The organism is Micromonospora sp. NPDC005174 (assembly GCF_040608495.1).
In the GTDB taxonomy this organism is placed as follows: Bacteria; Actinomycetota; Actinomycetes; order Mycobacteriales; family Micromonosporaceae; genus Micromonospora.
Genome location: NZ_JBEXIJ010000013.1, coordinates 69,525 through 87,178 on the forward strand (window position 1 = coordinate 69,525; position 17,654 = coordinate 87,178).

Genomic DNA, 17,654 nt, shown 5'->3' on the forward strand with positions numbered 1-17,654 from the left:
GCCGTCGGCGCGTCCCCCGCCGCCGCCCGTACGCTCAATATCCATGACCGCCGAGCAGTTGATCTCCTTTGCCCGTGGGGCCCCCTCGCTGGACATCGTCGATGTCGAAGGGCTCAAGGCCGCCGCCGTAAGTGCCTTCGACGCCGATCCCGCGGGGGTCACGGCGTATGGCACCTCCGTCGGCTACGTTCCGCTGCGCAAGTGGATCGCCGAGAAGCACGGGGTCGCGGCCGACCAGGTGCTGGTCACGAACGGGTCGCTCCAGGCCGACGCCTTCCTCTTCGACCACCTGATCCGCCCCGGCGACGCGGTGGTCGTCGAGCGTCCGACGTACGACCGCACGCTGCTCAACCTCCAGCGGATGGGCAGCGAACTGCACGGTGTCACCGTCCAGCCGGACGGCCTGGACACCGCCGAGCTGCGCAAGCTGCTGGAGTCGGGCGTGCGCCCGCGGCTCGCCCACGTCATCCCGAACTACCAGAACCCGGCCGGCGTGACGCTGTCGCTGAACAAGCGCCGCGAGCTGCTCGACCTGGCCGCCGAGTACAACTTCACGATCTTCGAGGACGACCCGTACGCGGACATCCGCTTCCGGGGCGACGCGCTGCCGTCGATGCTCTCGATGGACACCCGCAACGTCGTCGTGCACGCGTCGAGCTTCACGAAGACGGTCTGTCCGGGTGTACGTGTCGGCTACCTGGTCGGTCCGGCGGATCTGATCGCCGATATCGCCAAGAACGCCACGAGCCTCTACATCTCGCCCGGCATGGTGTCGCAGGCGATCGTGCACCAGTTCTGTGTCTCCGGCGACATCGACCGCTCGATCGAGACCGTCCGGGCGGCGCTCGGCGAGCGGGCCCAGGTGCTCGCCGAGTCGTTGCGCCGGCACCTGCCGCAGGCCCGGTTCGTCGAGCCCGACGGCGGCTACTTCCTGTGGGTGGAGTTCCCCGAGGACGTGCTGGTGGATCGGCTCGCCCCGGCGGCGGCCGAGCGCGGCGTAGCCGTCGTCAAGGGCAGCGACTTCGTCGTCGACGGCGGGCGGCACGCCCTGCGGCTGGCCTTCTCGGCGGTGACGGCCGACCGGATCGACGAGGGTGTACGCCGGCTCGCCGAGGCCGTCGAGGCCAGCCGAAGCTGATCTTTCTGTCGGGTTTCCGACAGAAAGGCGATGCCGGCCGTCCCAGGGCTCCCCAGCGGGCGGCCGGCGGCCCCACAATGCTGCGAGCGTCATCCGTCAAGGTGTAGCGGGGGTCACCCCGACCACCTCCGGGTCACGCGTGCAGCACAACCCCCGCCCCCACGGGCGCCGGGTGGGCCGTGTCGTCCCTTCACCCCCCTGATGCGGCCCGGCCCGCCCGGCGCCGCACCCGCGACCGCCGTCACACCTGCCGGTGGCCACCATCGGCGTAGCCTGCAAGCCGCAGGCGAGCGCGGGGAGGTGTCGCGATGACGGATCGGGCAGAGCGGGGCCGGACGGCGCCGTTGAACACATCTCGGGTGCTGCGACCCCGAGCGTGGCCGTCCCCGGTCCGGGCGGTGACCCGGATGCTCAACGCCGACGGTTCCCCACCCACCCCGTCGTCCACCGGCACCGGGCGCAGCGGGGTGGTCGACTGTGCGCTCTACATCGACGGCAAGCGGCAGCCCGGCGACTGGACGTACGCCGAGGCACTGGAGGCCGCACGCCGCGAGGAACACGGCTTCGTCTGGATCGGGCTGCACCAGCCCGAGCTGGCCGAGATGACCGCCATCGCGGAGACGTACGGCCTGCACGAGTTGGCCGTCGAGGATGCCGTCAAGGCCGAGCAGCGGCCCAAGCTGGAGCGCTTCGGCGACGTCAGTTTCCTGGTGCTGCGCACTGCCCGCTACTGCGAGCACACCGAGCTGACCGAGACCTCCGAGGTGGTCGAGACCGGTCAGGTGATGCTCTTCATCGGCCCGAACTTCCTGATCAGTGTCCGGCACGGTGACGCCTGCCGGCTCTCCCCGGTCCGGGCGGACCTGGAGACCAAGCAGGAGCTGCTGCTCCAGGGCCCGTGGGCGGTGGCGTACGGGGTGACCGACCGGGTGGTCGACCTCTACCTCGAGGTGGCCGAACAGCTCGAGGACGACCTGGACCAGCTTGAGGCCGAGGTCTTCGACCGCAACAGTCACGGGCGCATCCAGCGGATCTACCAGATGAAGCGTGAGCTGGTGGAGTTCAAGCGGGCGGTGATCCCCTTGCAGCGGCCGCTGATGAACCTGACCTCGCAGGTCAACCGGGACGTACCCAAGGAGATCCGCAAGTACTTCCGGGACGTGCAGGACCACCTGAGCCGCACGGTCGAGCAGGTGAACTCGTACGACGACCTGCTGAACTCGATCCTCCAGGCGCGGCTGGCCCAGGTGTCCGTCGACCAGAACAACGACATGCGCAAGATCGCCGCGTGGGCGGCCATCGCCGCCGTCTGGACCTCGATCGCCGGTGTCGAGGGCATGAACTTCGAGAACATGCCCGAGCTGAAGATGATGTACGGCTATCCGGTGGCACTGGCCCTCATGCTCGGCGTCTCGCTGGCCCTCTACCGCTGGTTCCGCCGTAACGGCTGGCTCTGACCGGCCCGCACGGCAGGGCGCCGACGCGGGCAGCGCACGGAAAGAGTGCTGGCGACACACGCAGGGCGACGCGAAGAGCGCCGGCGCGCGGGGAAGGCCCGCGCTGCCGGCGCTCGGTGCGTTGCTGTCGGGGTCAGCGGCGGCCGTTGGTGCGGGCGGTGTCCTTGCCCAGGGCCTTGGTGAGGTCGTCGGCCGGGCGTCCCGAAACGTCCTTGGCGCCCTCGGCGACCGACGGGATCTTGTCGGTCGGGCGAACGCTGGTCTGCTTGGTCGCGGTGGCCGGGCCGGTGGTGCTGGCGCTGTCGCCGCCGGCCACCGCCGAGCTGCCCGCGCCGGTCATGCCGGAGATGGCGGACCCGTCCGACCCCTTGGTCGCCGCCGGGGTGCGCACCTCGATCGAGTCGACCTCGTTGCGCATCGGCTCCAGGGTGCGGGTCGGGTCGTACTCGGCCCACTCCTGCTGCTCGCGGCGGCGGCGCAGGGCGACGGCCCCGGCCAGGCCGGCGATGGCGCCCGCGGCCAGCAGGCCGGTCATCATCGAGCCGCGACGGCGAGGCTGCTTCTTCTTACCGGTGATCCGCATGGTCTTCGACTTGGCCTTCCTGGTCAGCGGCCCTGCCTGCGCGGCGCCGTCACGGGCCGCCGCGGCCAGCGGTGCCAGCGTGGTGAGTGTCGTCCCCCAACCGGTCGACGCACGGTCGCGCACCTTCACCGCGGCCGGCCCGACGTAGCCCCGAGCCACCTGGACCCGCGGGCCGACGGTCGCGCCCGCGCCCTTGGCGGCGTGGTTGGCTGCCTGCATCAGGTGGCTGATGCTCTGGTTCAGCTCTGCCTTGGCGAGCTGGCCCTGGGACTTACGCCGCCCGATTCCAAACACGGTCCTACCTCCTGGGAGTTGTTCCTTCGTCATCCTCCACCTTCGGATGCCTCCGCGATGCCAGATCGGGCACATGGGAGGATCCGCATGGAACTGACCAACAAGTGAGGAGTACCCGTGGCCGAGGCTGTCTACGCCACCCTGCACACCAACGCTGGCCCGATCCGGCTGGAGCTCTTCCCGAACCACGCGCCGAAGACCGTCCGTAACTTCGTCGACCTGGCCGAGGGCAACCAGGAGTACACCGACCCGCGCACCGGTCAGCCGGGCAGTGGGCCGTACTACGACGGCACCATCTCGCACCGCGTGATCAGCGGTTTCATGGTCCAGATGGGCGACCCGACCGGCACTGGCCGGGGCGGGCCGGGCTACAAGTTCGCCGACGAGTTCCACCCGGACCTGCGGTTCGACCGTCCGTACCTGCTGGCGATGGCGAACGCCGGACCGGGCACCAACGGTTCGCAGTTCTTCATCACGGTGTCCCCGACGCCGCACCTCAACAACCGGCACACCATCTTCGGCCAGGTCGCCGACGAGGAGTCGGTGAAGGTCGTCGACTCGATCGCGAACACCCCGACCGGCCCGAGCGACCGTCCGCTGCAGGACGTCGTCATCGAGCGGGTCGAGATCGAGCGGTCTGCTGCCTGACGGCAGCGCGAGGTACCTTTGCTCGCATGATTGAGCGCTCCGGAGCACTGCGCCGGCCGGCGTCGGTGCGTGGCGCGGTGGCGGACGGAGGGTCGACCCGGTGAGCGAGTCCCCGCCGACCACCCCGGTCTGTTACCGGCACCCCGGTCGGGAGACCTACATCCGGTGCACCCGCTGCGACCGGCCGATCTGTCCGGAGTGCATGCGGGAGGCGTCCGTCGGGCACCAGTGCCCGGAGTGCGTCAACGAGGGACGTCGTAGTGTCCGGCCGGCGCGTACCGCCTTCGGTGGCGGTGCCGCCGGCCGGCACGGCTACGTCACCAAGGGCCTCATCACCCTGAACGTGCTGCTCTTCCTGCTCTCGATCGCCTCCGCCCGGTCCGGGACGGCGCTAATGGGCGGGTCGGGCCTCGGCGGGCTGCTGGGTGACGGCACGCCGCTCACCGCCTGGGGTTCGGTGTACGGGCTCACGCCACCCGGTTACCTCCCGGACGGCATCGCCGACGGTGACTACTACCGGCTGTTCACCGCGATGTTCCTGCACTACGGCGTGATCCACCTGCTGCTCAACATGTGGGCGCTGTGGATCCTCGGCCGGGGGCTGGAGGCCAACCTCGGGCCGCTGCGCTTCGGCGCGCTCTACCTGATCGGTGGTCTGGGTGGAAACGTGGCGGCCTATTTGTTCAGCCGACCGGACCAGGCCACGGCAGGTGCGTCCACGGCCATCTTCGGCCTGTTCGCCGCGCTGATCATCATCCATCGCAGGCTCGGTCGGGACATCTCCCAGGTCATCCCCATCCTGGTGATCAACCTGGTGTTCACGCTGACCGTGCCGGGCATCTCGATCCCCGGGCACCTCGGCGGCCTGGTGGCCGGCGGGGCGATGGCGGCGGTGCTGGCGTACGCGCCACGGGAGCGGCGCACGCCGGTGCAGGTCGCCGGTGGCGCGATCATCCTGCTGATCCTGCTCGCCCTGGTCGTCTTCCGCACCGCGCAACTGCTCAACTGACCGGGCGCGCGGCCCGCAGCGCCCCGGCCACCTCTTCCGGGGTGGCCGTCAGGTCGTACCTGCCGAACAGGTGCAGCGACTCGCCCGCGTCGATTTCCAGGACCTCGCCGGTCAACCCCAGCCGTTGCCGGCGGTCCACGTTGATCGCCTCGACCGTCGACCAGGGCAGCAGCCGCCGGCCGGCGAAGCCGTGGATGACGGTGAGTCCCACCGGGTCCACCGCCAACCGGACCGGTGCCACCAGGTCCCGTACCGCCCAGGCGGCCAGTGCGGCGGCGGCGACGCCGGCCACGACCAGCCGCACCGGATCGCCGTCGGCGAAGAGCAGGCCGAGGGCTACCAGCAGGACCGCGCCGGCCAGCTTCGCCGCCGGCAGGCTCGCCGGCACCCGCCACGTCCGGTTGGGGGTGATCTCATCCATCCGCCCAGCATGCCCGGGGGCGGACGGCCGGTCCACCGACGACGTAGGATCGGGGCAGCCCAAGTTACCGGGGAGTAAACATGAGTGACGCGGTCATCGTCGGCGCGGTACGCACCCCGGTCGGGCGGCGCAAGGGTGGTCTCGCCGACGTCCACCCGGTCGACCTCTCGGCGCACGTGCTGCGCGCCCTCGCCGAGCGCACCGGCCTGGACCCGGCGCAGGTCGACGACGTCTTCTGGGGCTGTGTGTCGCAGGTCGGCGAGCAGTCGTGGAACATCGCCCGCAACGCCGTGCTCGCCGCCGGCTGGCCGGAGACGGTTCCCGGCACCACGGTGGACCGGCAGTGCGGTTCCAGCCAGCAGGCCCTGCACTTCGCCGCCGCGACCGTGCTCTCCGGCCAGGCCGATCTGGTGGTCGCCGGCGGGGTGGAGTCGATGACCCGGGTGCCGATGGGTTCCAGCGTGGCGGAGGGCATGCCGTTCAGCGACCAGCTCCGGGCCCGCTACCGGGGGGTGGAGGGCTTCGCGGGCGACGCGCCGCTGCCGTTCAACCAGGGCGTCGGGGCCGAGCTGATCGCGCGGCGCTGGCGCTTGTCGCGTACGCAGCTCGACGAGTTCGCCCTCGCCAGCCACGAGAAGGCCGCCGCCGCGCAGGACGCCGGGGCGTTCGAAGCGGAGCTGACGGCGGTGCCCCTCGACGGCGGTGGCACGTTCGCGGCCGACGAGGGCATCCGCCGGGACACCTCGCTGGACCGGCTCGCCGAGCTGCCCACCCCGTTCCGTACCGACGGTGTGGTCACCGCCGGGTCCGCGTCGCAGATCTCCGACGGCGCCGCCGCGCTCGCGGTGACCACGTCCGACTGGGCGAGCCGGCACGGCCTGCGCCCGTTGGCCCGCATCCACACCGCCGTGGTCGCCGCCGACGACCCGGTCACCATGCTCACCGCGCCCATCCCGGCCACCGCGAAGGCGCTGCGCCGCGCGGGGCTGGGCATCGAGGAAATCGGGGTGTACGAGGTGAACGAGGCGTTCGCACCCGTACCGCTGGCCTGGCTGGCGGAGACCGAGGCGGACCCGGAGCGGCTGAACCCGCGTGGTGGGGCTATCGCCCTCGGGCACCCGCTCGGCGGCTCCGGTGCCCGGATCATGACGACGATGCTCGCGCACATGCGGGACAACGGGCTCCGCTACGGCCTGCAGACCATGTGCGAGGGCGGCGGCATGGCCAACGCCACAATCGTCGAGCTGGTCTGACCGATCCGACGCGGGCCGAAAATGGTCTCGCCCCGCGTCGGGCCCGCCGCCTAGGGTGCCCATCGTGACGACGACCGCCGACGAGCGCGCCCCCGACTGGTCCACCGACGAGTGGCAGGAGCAGGCCCGGTCCTGGGTCGACGAGCAACTCGCCAGCGCCGGCCGACGGGCCGGTGGGCCGGTCGAGCCGCGGGTCCGACCGTGGTCGCTGGTCTGGCGGGTGCCGACCGACGACGGGCCGGTCTGGTTCAAGGCCAACAACTCCGGCACCACGCACGAGGCGGTCCTGATCGCGACGCTGGCCTCGCTCACGCCCGAGCGGGTGCTGACCCCGATCGGGGTGGACCGGCAGCGGGGTTGGTCGTTGCTTCCCGACGGCGGGGACTCGCTGCGTGACGTGCTGGGCCGCGACCCCGACCTGCGGCACTGGGAGCGGGCCCTGCCCGGGTACGCGGCGCTGCAACTCGCCACCGCGCCGCACGTCGACGAGCTGGTCGCCCTCGGCGTGCCGGACCACCGTCCGGAGGTGCTGGCCGGGCTGCTCGCCGACCTGCTCGACGATTCCGGGTCGCTGCGCGTCGGGGCGGAGGGCGGGCTCGCCGTCGAGACGTACGAGCGGCTGCGGGCGGAGGTTCCGGCGTACGCGCGGCGGTGTCGCCGGCTCGCGGACTTCGGTATCGGGGCCACCGTGCAGCACGACGACCTGCACGACGGCAACGTCTTCGCCAGCGAGGCCGGTTACCGCTACTTCGACTGGGGAGACGCCTCGGTGGCGCACCCGTTCGGCACGCTGCTGGTGACCCTGCGCTCCATCCGGTACGCCACCGCGCTGTCGGTCGACGACGCCAGCCTGGTCCGGCTGCGGGACGCCTACCTGGAGGCGTGGACCGACCGCTACGACCGTCGAACCCTCGTCGAGGCCGCCGACCTGGCGATGAACCTGGGCGCGGTGAGTCGGTCGCTCTCCTGGCGGCGGGCCCTGGACACGACCGATCCGGCCCGCGCGGAGTACGCCGAGGCGGTGCCCGGGTGGCTGGCCGAGCTGTTCGCCGCCACCCCGCTTCAGCCCGAAAGCTGACCGGCATCCGTCCCGGTCGGAAATCGGACAGGCAGTGCGACGGGATGGCGTGGAACTTCCAAAAATCCTCCGTGACCCACGTCACCCCGCCGGGGACGTCGTTGGGCAGGTCATGGACGTCTTCTCCCGAACGTTCCTCCCGGCCGCCACCGAGGCCGGCCTGGCCGTGCAGACCGTCAGCCGGCACATGCCGGTGTTCCGCCGCTGCGTCGGCTCCGGCGACGCCACCATCCTGGTCACCCGTTGCAGCCGTCCCGACCGTCCGGTCACCGGCGACTACCTGCTGCTGCTCACCCACCGCCGGCTGGTGGTGACCCAGCAGACCCGGCTGCTGCACCGGCTTCGCCTGCACCTCAACACCGAGCTGCGCGAGCTGAGCAACGTCACCTGGAGTCCCGACCCCCGGCTGCACTCGGTCGAGCTGGCCGCGACCGCGATCGACGGCATCCGCGAGCGGTTCCTCATCCACACCACCCACCCGAAGCAGGTGTGGCAACTCGACGCGCTGCTCAACCACGCCTTCCGGACCCGCCTGCGGGCGCCCCGCGAACGGGTCCTGGCCACCATCGGCGACGCGCCCGCCGCCGTACGGCCCAACGTGTTCCGCCCAGCCGTCGCACGCTGACGCCGGAACCGGCCTTTACCGAACTCGAACACGCACCGATCGCGCCGAGCCAGCGGGTCGGCAATCATGGGCCGGTGACCGTGGAACCGCCGCACCGTGGGCTCGTCCTCGTTGTCGAGGACGAGCCGGCCATCGCCGACCTGGTACGGCTCTACCTGGGCCGCGACGGGTTCGGCGTCCACCTCGAACGCGACGGTGAGGCCGGCCTGAGCGCCGCCCGCCGACTGCGCCCGGTGGCCTGCGTCCTGGACATCGCCCTGCCCGGCCTGCCCGGCACGGAGATCTGCCGACGGCTGCGCGAGGCCGGCGACTGGACGCCTGTCATCTTCCTCACCGCCCGTGACGACGAGGTCGACCGGATCGTCGGGCTGGAGTTGGGCGCCGACGACTACGTGACGAAGCCGTTCAGCCCGCGCGAGTTGGTCGCCCGGGTACGCGCCGTCCTGCGCCGCTCCGCCGGTGGCCCGGAGGGCGCGGAACGCCCGCGCGTCGTCGGCCCGGTGACCCTCGACCCGGGCCGCCGGACGGTCACCGCCGGGGGCGTACCGGTGCAGCTCACCTCGACCGAGTTCGACCTGCTGGCGCATCTCATGGCCCGGCCGGGGCGGGTCTTCACCCGGGAGGAGCTGCTGGCGGGAGTCTGGGGGTACGCCGCGCACGCTGGCACCCGGACCGTCGACGTGCACGTCGCACAGGTCCGCGCGAAGCTCGGCCCGGCCAGTGTCATCCGCACCCACCGCGGCGTCGGGTACGCGGTCGATGCCTGAGCAGCCGGTACGCGTCGAGTCGCCGACGATGGCACTGCCGGTGATCGGCGCCCGACCTCCGGCCACACCCCGACGCCGCCGGTTCGGCCGGACACTGACCGCCCGTGCGGTGCTGGTCACGTGCGCGGTGGCACTGGTGTCGGTGCTCGTCACGGCGATCGTCGCCGTGCCGTTGGCGATCCGTGGCGCGGAGCGACGTGATCAGGAGGCCCTCGCCGCCCAGGCGCGACTCGCCGCCGAGGTGCTGCGCACCAGGCTGGACCGGGGGCGCACCGCCGACGAGGAGCGGCTCATCCAGCAACTCCGTGACCAGGACATCGACGCGTACCTGATCCGCCGCGGGGCCGTCGACCGGCAGGGTCTGCCGCCGCGCGTGGTGCAGCGGATCGGGCAGGGGCGCAACGTGTCGGCCCGCCGGGCGGTCAACGGCCACCGGGCCCTGGTGGAGGGCCGCGCGCTGCCCGGCGGCAACGGGGTGGTGTTGTCCCGCGCCACGTCGAACGGTCTGTGGGCGCAGGTGCTGCTCAGCCTGTGGCTGCCGCTGCTGGCCGGGCTGGCCGCCGGGGTGGTGGCCGGCCTCCTGCTGGCCCGCCGACTGGCCCGACCCATCCGCGTCGCGGCCACCGCCGCCGCCCGGCTGCGCGCCGGGGACCGTGCCGTACGGGTGCCGGTCGAGCCGCCGGACGAGGTCGCCGATCTGGCCGAGGCACTGAACGGCCTGGCCGCCGCGCTGACCACCAGCGAGGGCCGACAGCGCGAGTTCCTGCTGTCCGTGTCGCACGAGCTGCGGACGCCGCTGACCGCCATCCGGGGGTACGCCGAGGCGCTCGCCGACGGGGTCATCGAGGCGGACGGCAGCGCCGACACCGGCCGGACAATGCTGGCCGAGGCCCAGCACCTCGACCGGCTGATCGGTGACCTGCTGGCGCTGGCCCGGCTGGAGGCCGCCGACTTCCCGTTGGAACCGGTACCCGTCGACCTGGCCGGGTTGGCCGCCGACGCCGAGCCGACCTGGTCCGGGCGGTGCGCCGCCGTGGGTGTGCCGTTCCACCTGGAGACGCCGGGTCGGCCGGTGTCCGCGTACACCGATCCGGGTCGGATTCGGCAGGTGCTGGACGGGCTGCTGGAGAACGCGCTGCGGGTCGTACCCCCGGGGGCGCCGGTGGTGCTCGCGGTCCGGCCGGTCGGTGCGGACCCGGCGGCCGGCGGTGTGTTGGAGGTCCGCGACGGCGGGCCCGGCTTCACCGACGACGACCTTGCGGTGGCGTTCGAGCGGGGGGCGCTGCACGAGCGGTACCGCGGGGTGCGCAAGGTGGGCAGCGGGCTGGGGTTGGCGCTGGCCGCCGGGCTGGTGCGCCGGCTCGGCGGGGAGATCGTCGCCGGCCACGCCCCCGAAGGCGGAGCCGCTTTCACGGTCCAACTGCCCGGTGATCCTTACCGGACCCGAACATCGGCCTGACGGTCCGCTCGTGCTCGCGGGAGAGGCTGGGGACTCCACGAACGAGAGGGAGAGTCATGCCACGTTGGGGATTCGTCACCGGCACCACGGCGCTGTTCGCGGCAGTGGCGCTCGGCGTCAGCGGGTGCGGCGCGGCCGAGGTGGCCAGCCAGCCCGCGCGGGACGCGGCCGTCGAGGTCGCCGCCGCGATGGGCGTGGAAGGTCAGGCACTGACCGCGATGGGCTTCGACCCCGCCGACCTGGACGTGCAGACCGTCGCCGCCCCGGCGACGCCCGGGCCCTCCCCCACGGCCGCCGAGAAGGGGAAGCAGAAGCGCGGCGAGGAGTTGCGCAAGCGCCACCAGGCCCGCGTGCTGCTGCGCAAGAACACCCTGCACGGTGAGGCGGTGGTGCAGACCAAGGACAACGGTGCGCAGACCGTGGTCGTGCAGCGTGGCGAGGTGACCGCCGTCGACGGTGACTCGATGACCGTCAAGTCCACGGACGGCTTCACGATGACGTGGACCTTCGGTGACGACCTGCGCGTCGTCGAGAAGCGGTCGACGGTGCAGCCCAGCGAGGTCAAGGTCGGCACGAAGGTCGGCGTCGCCGGCGCCAAGGACGGTGACAAGGGCGTCGCCCGGCTCGTCCTCATCCCGCGCGACAAGTGAGCAGAAGGGCCCCGCACGTCGTACGTGCGGGGCCCTTCCATGTCGTCGTCTCAGCGGCCCGGGGGTAGGGCGTAGCCGACGTAGTCGCGGAACTCCAACCGCCACCCGGCCGGCACCAGCTTGGCGCAGGCCGGCTGGCTGCCGGTGCAGACGATGGCGTCCACCGAGGCCGGGTCGGCCGGCGGCCGTTCCGGCAGGACCGACTGCAACGACACCAGATCCGGCGAGCTGCCGTCCGGCTGGCGCAGCAGCAGCCACCACGGGTACTCCCAGTCGTCGTTGCGCTCCACCAACCCGATCCGGCGGGCACCGCTGTCCCGCACCGCCGCGGCGGCCCAGCGGAACTCGTCGGCCCACTCCGGACGGCGCAGGAACCGGGTGTCCCAGTCCGAGGTGGTGAAGACCGAGCCCGAGCCGACGAGCCGGCGCGGGAAGCCGTACGACAGTGCGAGCACTCCGGCCAACGCCGAGGTGGCCAGCACGACGACGGTCGCCACGGCGGCAACCGACCGCCGCCCCCGACCCGCCTCGGCCGGATTCGTCGCCCGGTCGCTGCCCCGACGCAGGAGCGCGTCCAGCCACCGGCCGGCGAGCGGAACGGCGAGCACGAGGGCGTAGAGGATCAGCCGATTGCCCCACGGCTGCCACTTGATCATCGAGGTGTGCAGCAGCACGGCGGCCAGCACCACCACGGCGTACGCCCGCAGCGGCCCGACCTGCGCCGGATCGATCCGGCGCGGGCGTACGAGGGCGACGAGCGCGCCGAGTAGCGCCAGCGATCCGGCGATCGGGAACGCGACCCGATCCTCGTCCGGATACCAGGCGGGCACCGGGAACACCTCCTGGCCGAAGGTGATCGCCCGGTCCTGGGGGTCGACGCCGATCGCCTCCGCGCCGCCGATGATCGCGTCCGCGCCGGCGACCCGCAGCGGCGCGACCGGGGTGTCGAAGGCCGTGTGCCCGATCCGCAGCGCGTTGACCAGGATCGACGCCGGATCGTGGCGTTCCATGGGGATCGACTCACGCAGCCGTGGTGGGCCCAACGGGTGCCCGAACTCGGCCGTCACCCGAGCCAGGAACGGGCCGACGACAAGCGCCGCGACCGCCAGGACCAGCACCGAGCCACCGACGACCCGGAACACCCCGCGAACCGCCCCCACCCGACCGGCCGCAGACCCGACGTCCCCTTCCCGGCCGGCCGCCTCGGTGGCGGATCCCCGGTCGGCCAGGGCCAGCCGGAGCTGCGCCAGACCCCAGAGCACCAGCAGCGGGCCCACCGCGATCAGGCCACTGGTCTTGGTCACCGCGGTCAGCCCGGTGGCCGCGCCCAGACCGAGCACGGTTCCCCAGCCGGTCCGGCGGCGCAGCCCGTCCACAGCGAGGGTCGCCGCACTCGCCACCCACGCCGCGCAGACCAGGTCGGTCTGGGTGCTGGTGGCCTGTAGCGCGACCATCGGGGTGCTGGCCAGCACGAACGCGGTGATCAACTGGGCCCGTCGGCCGCCGCCGAGCTGCGCGGTGATCCGCGCGGCCACCAGTAGGCAGAGCACCCCGGCGGCCCACTGCACCAGGTTGTGCAGCGCGTCGGAGCCGGTGAGCAGGCGCAGGTGCAGCAGCAGGTACTCCGCGCCGGGCGGGATCGTCACCTGCCGGTGGATGGCCGTGGGCCAGAAGTCGAGGTCGCCCTGGGCCACCCAGTGCTCGACCTTCGGCAGGTGGTACGTCTGCGAGTCGAAGTTGTTCGGCTCGGCCAGCAGTGCGATCAGCAGTTCCAGCAACACCAGAGCGCCGATGCCGCCCGCGAGCAGCCGCTCGCCCCGACCCGCCGTACGCCAGCTCTCGGTTGCCCGGGCGAGCAGTCTGGCGCGTACTCCCTCGGTCTGGGCCGGTGCGGCGTCGCGCCCGACCACCAGGCCGTCGTCGGCGGCCGGGGTGGGCGTGCCCGGGCCGACGCCGACGGTCACCGCCGCGCCGACCGGCACCGGCCGCGGCGGCACGGCGGCCAGGTGGGCGACCGGGGTGTCCCGCCGCCAGCGCAGACCGACCGCCGTCGCGGAGGCAAGGAGGAAGAGCAGCCAGGCGGCGACGAACGCCGGCCTGGTCAGCGCGTGCAGCGCGCCGAGCACCTCGACGACGAGCACCGCGTACGCCCCGGTGCCCAGCGCGGCACGCACCGCGGCGAGCCGTGTCGGCGTCACCGCATCGACCCCGCGCGGCTTCGACGCGACCGTGAGCAGGAGCACCGAGGTGGCGGGGAGCACCACGAGCAGGGAGCCGGCAGCCGACATGGCGGGAAGTAAACACCATCGGGCTGAGACCGCCACGCCGACTGTCCGACGGTGGCGGCCACCGTCGGGCTGACCAGCCAGGCTAGGCTATGCCCGACGTGTTGTCGCCACCGTGGAGATTCCCGTGAAGCTCTCGATCCTCATGCCGGTCTACAACGAGGAAGAACGCATCGCGGATGCCCTCAAGCAGGCATTGGCGGTGGACTACCCCTGCGAGATCGAGCTGGTCGTGGTCGACGACGGCAGCCGCGACGGCACCGGTGAGGTCCTCGGTCGCGCCGACGACGCGCGCCTGCGGGTCATCACCCACCAGCGCAACGCGGGCAAGGGCGCGGCCATCAAGACGGCTGTGGACAGCGCCGAGGGTGAATACATGGTCATTCTCGACGCCGACCTGGAGTACGACCCGCAGGACATCCCCAAGCTGCTCGCCCCGGTGCTCGACGGGCGGGCCACGGTGGTCTACGGCAATCGCACCTTCGGCAGCCACAGCGCCTACAGCTTCTGGTACGTGATGGGCAACAAGGGCGTCACGATGGCGGCCAACGTCCTCTTCAACTCGTACATCGGCGACCTGGAGACCTGTTTCAAGCTGATGCCGGTGGAGCTCTACCGGTCGCTGGAGGTGCGCTCGCGCGGCTTCGGCATGGAGGCCGAGGTGACCGGCAAGCTGCTGCGCCGCCGCATCCGCCCGTACGAGGTGCCGATCAGCTACCGGGCCCGTGGCCGCGAAGAGGGCAAGAAGATCACCTGGAAGGACGGCGTCGAGGCGATCTGGATCCTCGGTCGCGAGCGCGCCCGCCGTCGTCCCGCGGTGTCGTCCGCGCGCTGAGCGCCGGTAACCTCGAATTGAAGTCCACTTCAATTCGAGGACCCGGTGATGCAGGACGCGTTGACGATCGGTGAGCTGTCCGTACGCTCCGGCGTGGCACCGTCCGCGCTGCGCTACTACGAGCGCCTCGGCCTGATCCGCGCCGACCGCACCGGCGGAAACCAGCGCCGCTACGCCCGCGCCGAGCTGCGGCGGGTCGCCTTCATCCGGATCTCCCAGCAGGTCGGCGTCTCACTCGACGAGATCCGCGACGCGCTCGAATCGCTGCCCGACAGCCGCACCCCCAGCCCGCAGGACTGGGAGCAACTTTCGGCGAGTTGGCGCAGCCGGCTCGACGAGAAGATCCGACTGCTCACCAAGCTCCGCGACGACCTCGACGGCTGCATCGGCTGCGGCTGCCTGTCGATGCAACGCTGCATGCTCTACAACCCGGGCGACACCCTCGCCGCACAGGGCCCGGGCGCCCGCCTCATGCTGCCGCCCGCCTCACCCGAGGGTGAGTAGCACCTTCCCGACGTGATCGCTCGACTCGACCAGCCGGTGCGCCTCGGCCGCCTCGGCCATCGGCAGCCGCCGGTCCACCACCGGCCGTACCGCGCCGGCCGCGACCAACGGCCACACCTCGTCGCGTACGCCCCGGACGATCGCCGCCTTCTCCGCCAGCGGCCGTGACCGCAGCGCGGTCGCCGACACACTGGCCCTCTTGGTCAACAACGCGCCCAGATCCAGCTCGGCCTTGCGGCCACCCTGCATCCCGATCACCACGAGCCGACCGCCGGTCGCCAGCGCGGCGACGTTCCGCCCCAGGTAGGACCCGCCCATGATGTCGAGGATGACGTCCGCCCCATGACCCTCGGTGGCCGTGCGCACCTCCTCGACGAAGTCCTGCTCCGCGTAGTCGATCGTGTGCGCCGCGCCCAACTCGCGCAGCCGGGAATGCTTGGTCGTGCGGGCGGTCGCCAGGACCGTCGCACCGAGCGCCGACCCGAACTGGATCGCGAACGTGCCGATCCCACTGCCCCCGCCGTGCACCAGCAGCGTGTCGCCAGCGTCGAGCCGGCCCACCCCCACCACGTTCGACCAGACCGTGCAGGCCACCTCCGGCAGCGCCGCGGCGTCGACCAGGTCGACGCCGGCCGGCACCGGCAGCAACTGCCCGGCGGGTACCGCGACGCGCTCGGCGTACCCGCCGCCGGCCAACAGCGCGCAGACCTCCTGGCCGACGGCCCACCCGGTAACCTCCGGGCCGATCGCGTCGATCACCCCGGAACACTCCAGGCCGAGGTACGCGGGCGCGCCCGGCGGCGGCGGATAGTGCCCCTGCCGTTGCAGCAGGTCCGCGCGGTTGACCCCGCTGGCCCGCACCCTGACGATCACCTCGCCCGGGCCGGGCTCGGGGTCGGGGACCTCGGCCCAGACCAGCGCGTCGGGTCCACCGGGCTGCGGAACGGTGATGGCTCGCATGGCTTTAGTCTCACCCGCCGCGCTCTCCGCCGCAGACGCACCCCCGCCAGGCGCGGCGGCTCGGTCCGACCGTGGTCGGCTTGGTCAACTCGGCTTCCGCGAAATCGCGGCATCCCGGCGCGCGGGATGCCCCGGTTTCAAGGGACCCGAGCCGATCAACGCCACAGTGGACGGCGGAGCTGCCGCCTGGCCGGCGCTTTCCGGGAGGCACACCGAGCCGGCCGGCGCGTGTCGTGGCAGACTGTTCACGGCCGCGCACCTGCGGGTGGTGGTCCGGGAGGGTTCGCCTAGTGGCCGATGGCGCTGGTCTTGAAAACCGGTAAGGCAGCGATGTCTTCGTGGGTTCGAATCCCACACCCTCCGCCGATCACCGCCTAGAGCTGGTTCGCGGCCGGTGGTGCCTCCGAAACCATCAACGAGCTTTCTTTGCGCCCTGATGGCGTACGCGTGAACAGCTCCGACGGCGTCGTTATCCGCAGACTGCGTGAACCTGCCGGTGCCATCGTCCGTCCTGTCAGCCGAATGCCCAGCACTGGGCCTGGTCTGGGGGACGTCGGTATGGGCACGGAAGCTGGCAAGAACCAGCAACAGCAAACAACAGCGATCGACCGGATCAACGCGCGGCGGGCCAGCCCGGGTTCGGGTGGTGGAAGCGACAGGTATGAGGGGGTGCGTCGGGCGAATGTCCGGGGTTGGTCCGGCCCGCGGCGTTTCGCGTTCATTGCCGGATTGCTCGGCGCGCTTCTGGCCGTCCTCGCGCTCAGCCTCGGCCCACGTTCCCATCACACAACCGGCCGAGCCGTCGTCCTGCCCTGGGTGATCGGCGGCGCGTCCGACCAAATCGCCTCCGGTCCGGCCCTCGCCACCCCGCCGGCGGCAACCACCACCCCCGGGGGGTCCGCCGCACCCGAGGCGTCACCGACACCCTCGGCGACTACCGTTTCGGCTGCGGCCGTGCCCACCACGGCCGGATCGGCGTCACCGGTCACCCCGCGCGCAGTGGCAGGTGCCACGCCACGACCGGCGCCGCCCACTCCGCCCCCGTTGCCGGCGGTCAGTCCGGTCGCCGTACAGGCGGAGGACCCGGGCAACGAGCTGCACGGCGCGCTGGTGGCGAAGTGCCCGACCTGCGAGGGTGGCGCCAAGGTCATATACCTCGGGGGAAGCAATTATCTCGTGGTCCACACCGCTGTCGCCGTAGCGGGACGGTGGAACGCGTCGGTTTCCTACGAGAGTGCCGTTTCGCGGCCTCTGAAGGTCAGTGTCAACGGTGCAAGCCCGCGAACGTTCACGGTGGCGGCTGGAGGTGATTGGCTGACGCCGAGGGTCTTCACCTTCCCCGTCGATGTGACGGCAGGGCCGGTGATTTTCAGGTTCTACCACGAAACCGACCAGATGCCCGATCTTGACAAGGTGGTTCTCAATCCCGCCTAGGAGGCTGCGGGCTTGTCCGGCCGACTCTCCCGGATCGTCGTGTCGGCGAGTCGTTCGACGGCGCGTCGGCGCTCCTCGGCGAGCGCCTGCTCGTCCGGCTTGCGCAGGACGCCGACGACGGCGACCAGAAAGTCTCGCCAGATGCTGAGCAAGGATTCCCCCCGTGGGACGTTGCAGGGGCACCACCTTAGCCCGCCCCCGTGATCCGGCACACCCCGACCAATCGGTCGTTCCACGGCGTGGAAAGGGGTATG

18 protein-coding genes and 1 tRNA gene are annotated in these 17,654 nt (G+C 72.0%); 14 read left to right on the plus strand and 5 right to left on the minus strand.

The features are described from left to right. The first annotated feature begins 43 nt into the window (after nucleotides 1-43). Both ABZU91_RS16610 and corA read left to right on the plus strand, forming a co-directional pair. Nucleotides 44-1,138: a PLP-dependent aminotransferase family protein gene (locus tag ABZU91_RS16610; protein WP_355240472.1), complete on the plus strand. Its 1,095-nt coding sequence runs from the start codon at nucleotides 44-46 to the stop codon at nucleotides 1,136-1,138. Between the two features lie 308 nt (nucleotides 1,139-1,446). Continuing rightward, nucleotides 1,447-2,595, plus strand: a complete 1,149-nt coding sequence (corA, locus tag ABZU91_RS16615) for a magnesium/cobalt transporter CorA (RefSeq protein ID WP_355240475.1) — start codon at nucleotides 1,447-1,449, stop codon at nucleotides 2,593-2,595. A gap of 133 nt (nucleotides 2,596-2,728) precedes the next feature. Here corA and ABZU91_RS16620 read toward each other — a convergent pair whose 3' ends face one another. Continuing rightward, entirely contained in the window at nucleotides 2,729-3,505 is a 777-nt protein-coding gene (locus tag ABZU91_RS16620) for a hypothetical protein (protein ID WP_355240478.1), read from the minus strand. 84 nt (nucleotides 3,506-3,589) lie between these two features. Here ABZU91_RS16620 and ABZU91_RS16625 point away from each other — a divergent pair, with 84 nt between their 5' ends. After that, the gene (locus ABZU91_RS16625; RefSeq protein WP_355240484.1) at nucleotides 3,590-4,120 is read left to right on the plus strand and encodes a peptidylprolyl isomerase; all 531 of its coding nucleotides are present in this window, start codon (nucleotides 3,590-3,592) and stop codon (nucleotides 4,118-4,120) included. A gap of 100 nt (nucleotides 4,121-4,220) precedes the next feature. After that, a complete protein-coding gene (locus tag ABZU91_RS16630) occupies nucleotides 4,221-5,129 on the plus strand; it encodes a rhomboid family intramembrane serine protease (RefSeq protein WP_355240487.1) in 909 nt (302 codons plus the stop codon). Here the strand turns inward: ABZU91_RS16630 and ABZU91_RS16635 are convergent. Further along, nucleotides 5,122-5,550, minus strand: a complete 429-nt coding sequence (locus tag ABZU91_RS16635; protein ID WP_355240490.1) for a PH domain-containing protein — start codon at nucleotides 5,548-5,550, stop codon at nucleotides 5,122-5,124. The genes ABZU91_RS16630 and ABZU91_RS16635 overlap by 8 nt on opposite strands. Before the next feature lie 80 nt (nucleotides 5,551-5,630). Here ABZU91_RS16635 and ABZU91_RS16640 point away from each other — a divergent pair, with 80 nt between their 5' ends. The 6 genes from ABZU91_RS16640 (at nucleotide 5,631) to ABZU91_RS16665 (ending at nucleotide 11,382) form a co-directional block, all read left to right on the plus strand. Continuing rightward, the gene (locus tag ABZU91_RS16640) at nucleotides 5,631-6,803 is read left to right on the plus strand and encodes an acetyl-CoA C-acyltransferase (protein WP_355240493.1); all 1,173 of its coding nucleotides are present in this window, start codon (nucleotides 5,631-5,633) and stop codon (nucleotides 6,801-6,803) included. 64 nt (nucleotides 6,804-6,867) lie between these two features. Further along, the gene (locus ABZU91_RS16645) at nucleotides 6,868-7,881 is read left to right on the plus strand and encodes an aminoglycoside phosphotransferase family protein (RefSeq protein ID WP_355240496.1); all 1,014 of its coding nucleotides are present in this window, start codon (nucleotides 6,868-6,870) and stop codon (nucleotides 7,879-7,881) included. A 112-nt stretch (nucleotides 7,882-7,993) separates the two neighbouring features. Then, nucleotides 7,994-8,506 (plus strand): hypothetical protein, encoded by a 513-nt coding sequence (locus ABZU91_RS16650; RefSeq protein WP_355240499.1) that lies wholly within the window; start codon nucleotides 7,994-7,996, stop codon nucleotides 8,504-8,506. Between the two features lie 74 nt (nucleotides 8,507-8,580). Next, a complete protein-coding gene (locus tag ABZU91_RS16655; protein WP_355240502.1) occupies nucleotides 8,581-9,273 on the plus strand; it encodes a response regulator transcription factor in 693 nt (230 codons plus the stop codon). Continuing rightward, nucleotides 9,266-10,732: a histidine kinase dimerization/phospho-acceptor domain-containing protein gene (locus ABZU91_RS16660; RefSeq protein ID WP_355240505.1), complete on the plus strand. Its 1,467-nt coding sequence runs from the start codon at nucleotides 9,266-9,268 to the stop codon at nucleotides 10,730-10,732. Before ABZU91_RS16655 ends, ABZU91_RS16660 begins: the two co-directional genes overlap by 8 nt. A 56-nt stretch (nucleotides 10,733-10,788) precedes the next feature. Continuing rightward, nucleotides 10,789-11,382 carry a hypothetical protein gene (locus tag ABZU91_RS16665; protein WP_355240508.1) on the plus strand — a complete coding sequence of 198 codons (594 nt, stop codon included), beginning with the start codon at nucleotides 10,789-10,791 and terminating at the stop codon, nucleotides 11,380-11,382. A gap of 50 nt (nucleotides 11,383-11,432) precedes the next feature. Here the strand turns inward: ABZU91_RS16665 and ABZU91_RS16670 are convergent, their stop codons facing one another. Continuing rightward, nucleotides 11,433-13,670 carry a hypothetical protein gene (locus ABZU91_RS16670; RefSeq protein WP_355240511.1) on the minus strand — a complete coding sequence of 746 codons (2,238 nt, stop codon included), beginning with the start codon at nucleotides 13,668-13,670 and terminating at the stop codon, nucleotides 11,433-11,435. Nucleotides 13,671-13,794: 124 nt separating this feature from the next. Here ABZU91_RS16670 and ABZU91_RS16675 point away from each other — a divergent pair, with 124 nt between their 5' ends. Both ABZU91_RS16675 and soxR read left to right on the plus strand, forming a co-directional pair. Beyond that, nucleotides 13,795-14,502, plus strand: coding sequence for a glycosyltransferase family 2 protein (locus ABZU91_RS16675; RefSeq protein WP_355240514.1), 708 nt, complete (start codon nucleotides 13,795-13,797; stop codon nucleotides 14,500-14,502). Between the two features lie 48 nt (nucleotides 14,503-14,550). Continuing rightward, the gene (gene soxR, locus ABZU91_RS16680) at nucleotides 14,551-15,006 is read left to right on the plus strand and encodes a redox-sensitive transcriptional activator SoxR (RefSeq protein WP_355240517.1); all 456 of its coding nucleotides are present in this window, start codon (nucleotides 14,551-14,553) and stop codon (nucleotides 15,004-15,006) included. On the opposite strand, the gene ABZU91_RS16685 is transcribed toward soxR, so the two are convergent. Further along, the gene (locus ABZU91_RS16685; protein ID WP_355240520.1) at nucleotides 14,989-15,966 is read right to left on the minus strand and encodes an NAD(P)H-quinone oxidoreductase; all 978 of its coding nucleotides are present in this window, start codon (nucleotides 15,964-15,966) and stop codon (nucleotides 14,989-14,991) included. The two genes, soxR and ABZU91_RS16685, sit on opposite strands and share 18 nt — an antisense overlap. Nucleotides 15,967-16,242: 276 nt before the next feature. On the opposite strand from ABZU91_RS16685, the gene ABZU91_RS16690 reads away from it, so the two are divergent. Together ABZU91_RS16690 and ABZU91_RS16695 are read left to right on the plus strand one after the other, a co-directional pair. Beyond that, a tRNA-Ser gene (locus ABZU91_RS16690) sits at nucleotides 16,243-16,329 on the plus strand. An 84-nt stretch (nucleotides 16,330-16,413) separates the two neighbouring features. Beyond that, a complete protein-coding gene (locus ABZU91_RS16695; RefSeq protein WP_355240523.1) occupies nucleotides 16,414-17,400 on the plus strand; it encodes a hypothetical protein in 987 nt (328 codons plus the stop codon). Here ABZU91_RS16695 and ABZU91_RS16700 read toward each other — a convergent pair. Further along, on the minus strand, nucleotides 17,397-17,552 hold the full coding sequence (locus ABZU91_RS16700) for a hypothetical protein (RefSeq protein ID WP_355240526.1): 156 nt from the start codon (nucleotides 17,550-17,552) through the stop codon (nucleotides 17,397-17,399). The genes ABZU91_RS16695 and ABZU91_RS16700 overlap by 4 nt on opposite strands. Between the last annotated feature and the right edge of the window lie 102 nt (nucleotides 17,553-17,654).

Excerpts from the sequence above, each read along its gene's own strand:
- ABZU91_RS16610 (WP_355240472.1), top strand. The coding sequence starts at position 44 with ATGACCGCCGAGCAGTTGATCTCCTTTGCCCGTGGGGCCCCCTCGCTG.
- corA (WP_355240475.1), top strand. The coding sequence starts at position 1,447 with ATGACGGATCGGGCAGAGCGGGGCCGGACGGCGCCGTTGAACACATCT.
- ABZU91_RS16620 (WP_355240478.1), bottom strand. The coding sequence starts at position 3,505 with ATGACGAAGGAACAACTCCCAGGAGGTAGGACCGTGTTTGGAATCGGG.
- ABZU91_RS16635 (WP_355240490.1), bottom strand. The coding sequence starts at position 5,550 with ATGGATGAGATCACCCCCAACCGGACGTGGCGGGTGCCGGCGAGCCTG.
- ABZU91_RS16640 (WP_355240493.1), top strand. The coding sequence starts at position 5,631 with ATGAGTGACGCGGTCATCGTCGGCGCGGTACGCACCCCGGTCGGGCGG.
- ABZU91_RS16650 (WP_355240499.1), top strand. The coding sequence starts at position 7,994 with ATGGACGTCTTCTCCCGAACGTTCCTCCCGGCCGCCACCGAGGCCGGC.
- ABZU91_RS16660 (WP_355240505.1), top strand. The coding sequence starts at position 9,266 with ATGCCTGAGCAGCCGGTACGCGTCGAGTCGCCGACGATGGCACTGCCG.
- ABZU91_RS16665 (WP_355240508.1), top strand. The coding sequence starts at position 10,789 with ATGCCACGTTGGGGATTCGTCACCGGCACCACGGCGCTGTTCGCGGCA.
- ABZU91_RS16670 (WP_355240511.1), bottom strand. The coding sequence starts at position 13,670 with ATGTCGGCTGCCGGCTCCCTGCTCGTGGTGCTCCCCGCCACCTCGGTG.
- soxR (WP_355240517.1), top strand. The coding sequence starts at position 14,551 with ATGCAGGACGCGTTGACGATCGGTGAGCTGTCCGTACGCTCCGGCGTG.
- ABZU91_RS16685 (WP_355240520.1), bottom strand. The coding sequence starts at position 15,966 with ATGCGAGCCATCACCGTTCCGCAGCCCGGTGGACCCGACGCGCTGGTC.